Consider the following 9,718-nt stretch of genomic DNA (forward strand, 5'->3'; position numbering starts at 1 on the left):
CCGTGATTGACAATCATATCAATTTCCCCGCAGATGATCTTTATGAGCCAAATGCAGATATCATTTATGAAATTGCCAACCCGTTCCCCTTCAGGGGCACAACTTACATTAACTCTGCATGGGCTGATATCAAAGCCGCTCATCCTGAAACAATCCGTATTTCAAAGCCTGAACCCTGCTCTTTGCTTCAAAACTTTGAACTGTCTAAAAAAATCAAAAGCACAGGGATTAAAGATAAAACAACCCTTCTGAATATACTGCCGCATCCTTTGCTCATTGCACTTGCCCAGGCCTCTACAGATCCCGAAGAGCTGATGCTTCTGGCTAAAAAATCATGCAGGATTCTTTTTGATCCTGAAAACCAGACTCCCATTGGAATCGGATATAAAAAGAACCCGCACGATAAAGTTGTCCCGGACATTTATGACCATGAGCTTTTTGAAGTACTTGTAAATAACAGGTATCTTCCCGATGTTTATAAAAATACCCTGGTATTGAAACCCGGCGTTCAGGGGAGCAATGAAATCACCGGGGAATACCTGTCCGATGATAAAAACACCCATGTCTTTGAGTATTTAAGACGAAATTCCTATATCCCCTGGGGACATTTTGCATCCAACATGGCAAATGATGCCATCCGATACACTGCCTTTGATCTTTGTCTTGAAGACATGAAAGGTGTTCGTCATTTATACTACCAGCGGACATTTGTACGACTTGCTGCGGAGCTTGGCATTTGCCTGCCTGACAAAAGACAATGCCTTACCAAAAATGAACTTGAAAATCTCAGGGATAAAATACAGGCAAAACTTAAACACAGCCCCGACCCTTCCCTGGAATTTAACAATACCCTGTGGGGCTGGAACTTTGGGTTTGGATATGCCCAGTCCGGCCACAGGCTTCATGCTTCCCATCAAATGATCCACCAGCAGAATGCCATGATTCCAAAACTTGTTCAAACTTGTTCAGGCAAAAAAATACCTTCTTTTTCCTGCGGCGATCTGATCAGTGATTTCATACGACAATACAGAAAAATAACGGATAAAAGCTTTTTTGAAAACTATCTGGCTGCCATTAAAAACAATACCAGAACCGATGAAAACAAAATCAATGAATCTTCCCTGATCCTGATGGAAGACGATCAGACCATTTTATTTGTACCAAAGGCGCAAATCTCAGAATGGGAACTGCAGCTCATGGCCAAAACCAACTGCGGCAATATTATAGAAGCAGATATAAAAATGCGGCAATCCCTGGACAGGGGCATTCTAACCGCTGTAAAAACCCTTGAATCCCTTGGAGCAGACTTAGTAACCTCCATTGAGTTCTCAAAGCGGTTTGATTCAAAAAATACAGACCAGAATCTGTTATATTCATTTATCCCAAGGCTGCCCTATGCACCGGACACTTTTTCCGAAGCCCAGTTACGATGGATCAGTGGATGTTATCCCGAGGATTTTGCCCATGCATGCCGAATGGCAATAAAAGCCTTTATAGATTAAGGACTACAAAATGATTCTGCATGATTTTATTTATGAATGGGATGGTAAAAGCACTTCAGGGGAAAAACCCATTGCCTGGTGGCCGGGATCATACCGGGTAAGAATTGTTAAACTGGAAATGGAGGATACCGGGCTCAGTTACCTCATTCCCTTTGCCGTCATCCTTAAAAATAAAAGTACCCCGGCGACCATGAATATATCCCTGAGAAACTATATCCATAATTTTGCCCGGAAAATATCAAAAGAATATGATCTGGATATTGGTAAAACTCTATGGATTGAACTGGATAACATGATCAGGGTGGCTATGCTGAATCCTGAGCGGCAACTGGCCTCTGAAATGCTTTATTCCATATCCTGGCGACCTATCAGACCCAATGAATTGGAAATGATTAAACCCTATATTACAGGCATGTAAAAAACCGGCTCCATAATCCTTTCCACAATCCCGGCATACCGGTATTCGGGATTTTTTCTTCAACCATTGATTGACTTCAAATCCGATCAAAGATAAAGTATGCTCCTTTATGATAAAAAATTTTAAAAGCAGATCAAAATGGAAACTGATCAATCTATCAGTGAGATAGCACTTAGACAGATCACATCCAGGCAGATCACACTGACCGATCCGGAAACTGTCGTGGAAATAAAAAAACTTCCCTCCATGGGATTTGTTTTTCTTAAGGCACTTTTAATTGCCCCCTTTCGCTCCAATACAATTAAAGATGACGCCATTGTCAATAAAACCCGGATTATTTTAAAAAACTACTTACCCGATAAAGAGCTGATTAATAATTACAGGACCGTTTGCGGCTTTTCAGATGACAGGCCCGATATTATTCCCATATCCTATCTACAGACACTCTTCATCGGTCTTTTGGGCAAATTTATTATATCTTCTTTTTTCCCCATCAATCCATTGGGACTGATTCATATATTTCAGTCTTTTGAGCAAAAAAGGCCTGTAAAAACCAATGAAATCCTTGATCTTGCCTGCACACTGAAAAGCATTGAAAAAACTCAAAAAGGCATTGAAACCAGTTTTACTCTGGAAGTCATATCCAGCGGCCAAATCGTCTGGCAGGGCATCTCAACTTTTTTTACCAGAAGCCCTGTAAAAATCAAAAAAAAGACGAAAAAAAAAGACGACACCATTTTAATAAAACAAGAGACATTTTTTATTCCGTCTGATACCGGCAGAAAATATGCGGTCGTCTCAGGAGATTACAATCCCCATCATCTTCATACTCTGTTGGCCAAGCTTTTTGGATTCAAAAAAGCAATTGCCCACGGTATGTGGAGCCTTGCACGGGTTATTGCAAGCCTTGACAAGGAATTTGGGATTCACGATCGGGCCGTTATTGAGGCATCATTCAAGCTGCCTATTTATATGCCGGCATCAATAGCGTTAGGATACGAATGTCAAGAGGATACAAAAGATCATCAGACCGTTGTCATTTTTGAACTTCGGGATGAACAAAAAGAGCTTCCCCATCTGAAAGGAAGACTCCTGTATAAAAATCAGGAATAGTCACTATGCTGGGTTCCATATTTGCACTGACTTCAGCCTTTTTCTGGGCCAGCGCTGTGATCCTTTTTAAAAAGAGTGGAGAAACATTTTCTCCTGTTTCGCTCAATATTTACAAAAGTTTTGTGGCATTGATCCTGATATCCCTGACCATGGTGATTTTAAACATTCCTTTCTTCCCGGACAAACCCATTAATGACTGGCTGTTGCTGGCTGTATCAGGTTTTCTGGGAATCACACTGGCAGATCTTTTCTTTTTCATGGCCTTAAACAGGCTTAGCGCAGGCCTTGTCGCCATTATAGAATGCCTCTATCTTCCCAGCGTGATCTTTTTTTCATTTATCTTTCTGAAAGAAAATTTAAGTGCAGGTGCCATTATCGGCGGTATCCTGATACTTTCAGCTGTTTTTGTGGGTTCAATAAGAAAAAAAGGTCCCATTAAAAAAGGTCCTGGAAACAGGGACTTATTGTCCGGCATTATAATTGGCTGTCTTTCCATGATCTTTCTGGCCATCGGCATTGTCATTGTAAAGGAATTGCTGGAATACACAGATGTCTTCTGGGCAACCCTTGTCAGGGTGGCAGCAGGAACCGTATCCCTGCTTATCATTGTATTATGCCACCCCAAACGAAAACAATATTTCAATGAACTCAAATTCTCAAAAGCATGGTTCATTGCTCTTCCCGCCTCTGTTACGGGGAATTATCTGGCGCTGCTCTGCTGGATGGCAGGGATGAAATATACAACAGCATCACGGGCAGCCATTTTTAACCAGATGTCTACGATTTTTATCTTTATCCTGGCCGCCATTTTCCTGAAAGAAAAAATAAATAGAAATAAAACCATCTCCATAGTTCTGGCACTGACCGGTGCCTGTCTGACAATTTTCAGTTCATAGCTGTCTAATCTTATTTCCTAACATTAATCAGTCTCGTTTTCTTTTTTATTTTTCCCTTCCCGTATCATTTCCTTTCGCATTTTCTGAAATTTCATCAGCATACTGAATCGGTCATGGCCTATAATTTTTCTCACCTCCAGAAGGAAACGAAATCGCTCCATTCCAAGTTTTGCCTTTGCTCTTTCAAGACTTTTGTATTGATCCAGAGCTCCGGCTTCATCAAGGACTCTGGCTTCGATCAGCATTTCCAGGTCAAATTGTTCCGCCTCAACATCTGCCTTGAGGTGAATGAGGTTCCTGATACTTGCTCTGTAGGCATTATCCAGTCTTTCAATCTCAGTTGCCTTCAGTTCAAGCTTTTGTACCACGCGGGGCATCTGCCACCATTTCCCATGGAGAGCCCCCTGACGGGCTGATAATCCCATTTCAGGAACCAAAATGGTAAGAATTATCAATAATATATATTTTTTTAGCATAGCATTGCTCCTTTTCCATGAATCGTTACAAATGAAACCAGATCACTCTCTTCGGGCTGGGGAACAATAAAATTCATAAAATCATCATCCGAATCTATGTCCGGCATCCCGACAATACCCTGGTAAGCAGGCGGAAGAGGATCTTCCACCAGATTTTCAATATCAATCATCAACGCCATTTCAGATTCGGTATCAACAATTTGCGTATTGTTTAATACAATGGTTTTGAATTTTTGAAACAAAGGATTTAACACCACAATAAGGATAAGCGTCACTGCAACAGAGAGGCCGATAATCTGCGTGAATCCCCACTTCCACTGCACGGGAACCTTGCGGGTGTACTCCGGCATTCTGATATTCTGCTTGAAATCCGGTGTAAATCGGCAGGCCATATTACCCAGTCCGGTATATTGTTTCATGAGATCGCTCTGCCGCTGCCTGCAAAAAGTACACGCTGACAGGTGCTGCCTGGCCGCATCATCAAGATCGGATTCATCCACCATGGCAACCATGATTTGATCTGTATTAAGATGGGTGGTCTGCTCCTCTTTCATAGTATCATTTCCTCCATCAGCTTTATTGCAACTGGGTTTTTCCTGAATTTTTCAATGGCGCGATAAAGGTGGGTTTTGACGGTGCTTTCCCCCTTTTTAAGCGTTTGAGCAATGACTGCAATGCCCATCTGATCAAAAAACCTCAGCATGAACACTTCCCGTTCCATTTTAGACATCTTTGCAAGTATGATTTCAATAGTTTCCCAGAACACTTTTCGTTCCATGGTAATTTCAGCTTCAGGCAGTGTATGTCTGTCCGAGTGATCCTCAATTACATTATCCAAATTATCATAGTTACGAAAAAAACCCAAAAACATCTTTTTCCGGACAAAATCTCGGACCCGGTTCAGAGCGATTCGGTATAGCCAGCTTTTAAACCATCGAGGATCTTTAAGTCCTGACAGATTCCGGTATGCTGTAAAAAAAACATCCTGGGTAAGGTCTTCAGCATCAACTTTTGATCTAATCCGATAGTAAACCATTCTGTATACAGATCCGCGGTATTGATTCACAAGCCGATGAAAGGCGGCCCGATCCCCTTTTGCAGCTTTTAAAACAAGGGGATCTGCCTTATGAGTACCGCCAGATGCTGATTCGTTTTTTTTTTGCACCGGATGTGACATAATTTTAATAGAGCACAATCCATGATTGTTGGTTTATGGCATCGTTCATAATATGTTTGAGCTAAATCACCAACACTCCTGATTTATACCCACTTTATAGTTTATTTTACCCATTCTTGTCCATATGTAAACCAAAATTTAACTGTCTTCACACCCTATCCGGCAAACCCCGGTCGATTTATCGCTATCGGTTTATATCATTATGTTTTCATTTTTCTCCTCCTCTTTTGGATTTTAAGTGATTTACACATATAGACGAACAAGCACGCTGTTTTGTCTACAAAAAAAATTGCACGTCTTAAATTATACTTCCGGCTTTGAACGATCAGCAGCGTCAAAGATCAGGCCTGCCTGATAATTTTTGGCTGATCGTTTTCAGATATTAATTGACAAATAAAATATAAAAAAGTATAAATTCTTCCCAGACATAAAGGTGTCCAGGATTGTCACGATTCAATCCTGGGGTAAAAGGAAAGGCGGTGCAAATCCGTCACATGTCAGCCATTGCCGTGATCGGGGACGAAAACTGCAATATGTCACTCTTTTAAAAAAGGGGAAGACGCAGTTACTAGGATGATCCTTAAGTCGGAAAGCCTGCCTTCATGTTGAACCAAAGGATTCATTGCTGAAATAAAATCCTGTTGAATAAAACTATTCAGGAGGTATTTTATGTCCCAGACTTTGAACCGGAAATTCGGCACCATTATTACCCGTCTCATCCAGAAAGAAAATCTCACCAGAAATGAAACAACGCAAGCGTTTATCTCTGTTTTGAACAATGAGGTCACTGACATGCAACAGGGTGCCTTTCTGGCAGCCTTGACATCCAAGGGAGAAACAAAAGAAGAAGTTGCAGGGTCCTGGGAAGCCATCTATGATCTTGATACCACCAAGGTGGACATAAGCAATGGGATTAAAACAGTTGAAAACAGCGGCACCGGCATGGACACCTTTAAAACCTTCAACATCAGTACGGCCGCCTCCATTATTGCTGCCGGCGGCGGCATCCCCATGGCAAGACACGGAGCCCGGGCCATTACATCTGCCTGTGGAACCGTGGACATGGCAGAAGCCCTGGGCGTTGATGTGGAATGTACGGTCGATATTGTTGCAAAAAGCATTGAAACAGCAGGGCTTGGCCTGTTCAACGGCATGAGTCCCCATATCCACCCAAAAGCCCTTGGCAGAATCCTCTCCCAAATTTATTTCGGGTCAACCCTTAATATTGCGGCATCCCTTGCAAACCCTGCCCTTCCTTCCATCGGAGTCCGGGGCGTATATGCCAGGGAAATGATACGGCCGGTGGCAGACGTCATGAAAGAAATCGGCTATAAAAGTGCCATTGTACTGCACGGAACTATTAATAGTTCTGGTGATAATTCTGACAAGGGCATGGATGAAGCCTCGGTCTGCGGGATCACCCATTGTGCCGGGTTTTTTGAAAATAATGAAATTGATGAATTTACCATTGATCCGAAAAAACTTGGCCTTGCTGCCGGTAACTGCAATGATCTTGCCCCTGAAAAGGATATTAAAACAGAATCAAAACGATTTGCCGCCCTTTTAAACAACCAGGAAAACAGTGCCAGGAAAGATGCTGCCATCCTCAATGCTGGCCTGATTTTTCTTGCAGCAGATCGGGCAGCCAGTCTTGAAGATGGGATTGAGCAGGCCGCCCAAATTCTGGAATCAGGCATGGCCTTTCAAACCCTTGAAAAATGGGTGGCAGCCCAGAACACAGACCCTGAAAAAGGATTGGCAAGACTTCACAGCCTGGTGCAATAAAACAGATCTCGTAAGGAAGGTGTTAATGAAACTGCTGATTATAAAATCCGGTCAGGACTACATCCGGTTCAAGGATCACAATTATCTGCTTGTCAGGCTTGATAAAGCGAGTGTCTTCCCGTTTGATCAAATGGATGTGGTGCAAAAGCATGAATCCCGCCTTAAGGAACAGGGGTTTGACAATGTATGCATCAGAAAACTTATTCTGACTGAAGAGGATATCTAAAAATGAAATTAATTTTAACAGGCCTTGGTAAGCTTGAAATCAAACCTGATAATCAAAAAACAGATACAATTAAAAAAGGATCTATAAAAACAGCCGTCCTTTGCTGCGCCATCTGTAGAACCGACGCCAAGATGTGGGAACAGGGTCACAGGGATCTTATCTTTCCAAGGGTTCCGGGCCATGAAATAGTGGTCAAGGATATAAGCGGCCAACAATTCATTGTCTGGCCCGGAAAAAGCTGCGGTATTTGCAGGTTCTGCAAAACGGCTAGGGAAAACCTCTGCGAAGATATGAAAATCACCGGGTTCCATACCGACGGAGGGTTTGCAAGCCAGGTCGTTCTGCCGAAAGAAAGCCTGATTCCCCTTCCGGATGATCTGGATATCCATGTGGCCTGTTTTGCAGAGCCGGTCGGGTGTGTCATCAATGCCTTTGAAAAATTATCCTATAAAAAAAATGACCGGATATTGATATATGGTTCCGGCACCATGGGGCTGATCACAGCTCTTTATGCACAGCATCTCGGGCTTATCCCCCTGATCATTGAAAAAAATGAAACAAAGATAAAACATGTTGCCTCCTTTCTTGCGGCAACCGGCATTACCTGCACAAAAGAAACCCATGAGAGTGAATTTGATCTGGTGATCAATGCATGTGCTGATTATATTGCTTTTAGCCAGGGGATTGCTAAGGTCGGCAAAGGGGGACAGATTTCCTTTTTCAGCGGGATTTCAAAAAACGAACAGATTGAAACCAATTTACTGAACCTTATCCACTATAAAGAAGCTAAAGTATCCGGTGTCTACGGCATGACACGGGATCACATGAAAAAAGCTATTCCTTTTATGCAGACCCATGAAAGCTGGCTTAAACTTTTGATTGAAGAGATAGTTGCTCCTGAAAAAGCCCCGGAACTGATGCCAAAGGTGCTTTCCGGGAAATATTTAAAATATATCCTTGATTTTAGCCTTGCAGGGGACATGCCTCAGGTTAATGTCAGACAGGAAAGTCGCCCCCCTGGTATAAACCTTAAAGATCCTGCCCTTCAAAGTCTTTGCAGAAAGGTTATTGAGGATATAAACCCCCTGCCGGACAGCTTGATTGCCGCTGCCACAGCAAAGATAGATGAAAAAACAAAACCTTTGGGAGCGCTTGGCCGCATGGAAGACCTTGCCGTCCAGATGAGCCTGATCCAAAACGATCTGAATCCTGAAATCCGACAGAAAAACCTTTTTGTTTTTGCAGGAGATCATGGGATTACCGAGGAAGGTGTCTCAGCCTATCCGTCCGAAGTTACACCCCAGATGGTGGATAACTTTTTAAACGGCGGTGCTGCCATCAATGTCCTGTGCCGCCATCACAATATTGACATGAAAATTGTGGATATGGGGGTTAACTATGATTTTAACCCCCACCCCGACTTGATCATGAAAAAGGTAGCCAAAGGAACAAGGAACTTTGCCATTGAAGATGCCATGACAAGACAGCAGATGATCGCAAGCCTTGAAAATGGAATGACCACATTTCTGGATGCATATGGCGATCACCCCATTGATATTGTGGGACTTGGAGAAATGGGAATCGGCAATACCACCTCTGCCTCTGCCATTATTTGTGTCATCACGGGGATACTGCCTTCCCGGGCTACGGGAAGGGGAACCGGTGTGGACGACAAGGGACTTGCACACAAAACCGAGGTCATTGAAAAAGTCTTAAATTTTCATACCATTGATCCTGCAAACGGATTTGAGATCCTTCAAAAAATCGGCGGGTTTGAAATAGCCGGCATTGCAGGGGCTGTTCTTGCAGCGGCCTCGAAAAAAACCGCTGTTGTTCTTGACGGGGTTATTTCAACAGCGGCCGGACTTCTAGCCTATATCATCAACCCGGGCATTCAGGGGTATCTCATCTCTGGTCACAAATCCGTGGAGCAGGCTCAAAAGGCTGCTCTTTCCCATATGAATCTTGTGCCCCTGATTAATTTTGACATGCGGCTGGGTGAAGGCACCGGGGCTGCCCTTGCCATCGACATGGCAGATGCTGCCTGTAAAATTATGACCCAGATGGCATCCTTTGACGAGGCCAAAGTTGCCCGGTCCTCTATAAAATAAACCCAGCTATTTTC

The 9,718-nt window shown here is 43.1% G+C and carries 10 protein-coding genes and 1 riboswitch; of the genes, 7 read left to right on the forward strand and 3 right to left on the reverse strand.

Annotated elements, in window-relative coordinates; all coding sequences use genetic code 11:
• From K8S13_RS14575 to K8S13_RS14590, 4 genes are all read left to right on the forward strand, one after another.
• The coding region (locus K8S13_RS14575) for a hypothetical protein (RefSeq protein WP_291463551.1) at positions 1–1,502 on the forward strand (1,502 nt) is incomplete at its 5' end.
• Between the two features lie 10 nt (positions 1,503–1,512).
• The gene (locus K8S13_RS14580) at positions 1,513–1,920 is read left to right on the forward strand and encodes a hypothetical protein (protein ID WP_291463552.1); all 408 of its coding nucleotides are present in this window, start codon (positions 1,513–1,515) and stop codon (positions 1,918–1,920) included.
• Positions 1,921–2,058: 138 nt separating this feature from the next.
• A complete protein-coding gene (locus K8S13_RS14585; RefSeq protein ID WP_291463554.1) occupies positions 2,059–3,033 on the forward strand; it encodes a MaoC/PaaZ C-terminal domain-containing protein in 975 nt (324 codons plus the stop codon).
• A gap of 5 nt (positions 3,034–3,038) precedes the next feature.
• Positions 3,039–3,929: a DMT family transporter gene (locus tag K8S13_RS14590; RefSeq protein WP_291463556.1), complete on the forward strand. Its 891-nt coding sequence runs from the start codon at positions 3,039–3,041 to the stop codon at positions 3,927–3,929.
• Positions 3,930–3,952: 23 nt separating this feature from the next.
• Here K8S13_RS14590 and K8S13_RS14595 read toward each other — a convergent pair whose 3' ends face one another.
• From K8S13_RS14595 to K8S13_RS14605, 3 genes are read right to left on the reverse strand one after another with little or no spacing between them, the layout of a single operon-like run.
• The gene (locus K8S13_RS14595) at positions 3,953–4,405 is read right to left on the reverse strand and encodes a hypothetical protein (RefSeq protein ID WP_291463558.1); all 453 of its coding nucleotides are present in this window, start codon (positions 4,403–4,405) and stop codon (positions 3,953–3,955) included.
• Entirely contained in the window at positions 4,399–4,959 is a 561-nt protein-coding gene (locus tag K8S13_RS14600) for a hypothetical protein (RefSeq protein WP_291463560.1), read from the reverse strand. Before K8S13_RS14600 ends, K8S13_RS14595 begins: the two co-directional genes overlap by 7 nt.
• Complete coding sequence (locus K8S13_RS14605; RefSeq protein WP_291463562.1) at positions 4,956–5,570, reverse strand: RNA polymerase sigma factor; 615 nt, start codon at positions 5,568–5,570, stop codon at positions 4,956–4,958. The genes K8S13_RS14600 and K8S13_RS14605 overlap by 4 nt, the downstream gene beginning before the upstream one ends.
• A 426-nt stretch (positions 5,571–5,996) precedes the next feature.
• A riboswitch (cobalamin riboswitch) is annotated at positions 5,997–6,199 on the forward strand.
• A gap of 52 nt (positions 6,200–6,251) precedes the next feature.
• On the opposite strand from K8S13_RS14605, the gene trpD reads away from it, so the two are divergent.
• From trpD to cobT, 3 genes are read left to right on the forward strand one after another with little or no spacing between them, the layout of a single operon-like run.
• Complete coding sequence (trpD, locus tag K8S13_RS14610) at positions 6,252–7,367, forward strand: anthranilate phosphoribosyltransferase (protein ID WP_291463563.1); 1,116 nt, start codon at positions 6,252–6,254, stop codon at positions 7,365–7,367.
• A gap of 25 nt (positions 7,368–7,392) precedes the next feature.
• Positions 7,393–7,593, forward strand: a complete 201-nt coding sequence (locus K8S13_RS14615; RefSeq protein ID WP_291463565.1) for a hypothetical protein — start codon at positions 7,393–7,395, stop codon at positions 7,591–7,593.
• 2 nt (positions 7,594–7,595) lie between these two features.
• A complete protein-coding gene (cobT, locus tag K8S13_RS14620; RefSeq protein WP_291463567.1) occupies positions 7,596–9,704 on the forward strand; it encodes a nicotinate-nucleotide--dimethylbenzimidazole phosphoribosyltransferase in 2,109 nt (702 codons plus the stop codon).
• The last annotated feature ends 14 nt before the right edge of the window (positions 9,705–9,718 follow it).

The sequence above is a fragment of the Desulfobacula sp. genome, from assembly GCF_021107415.1.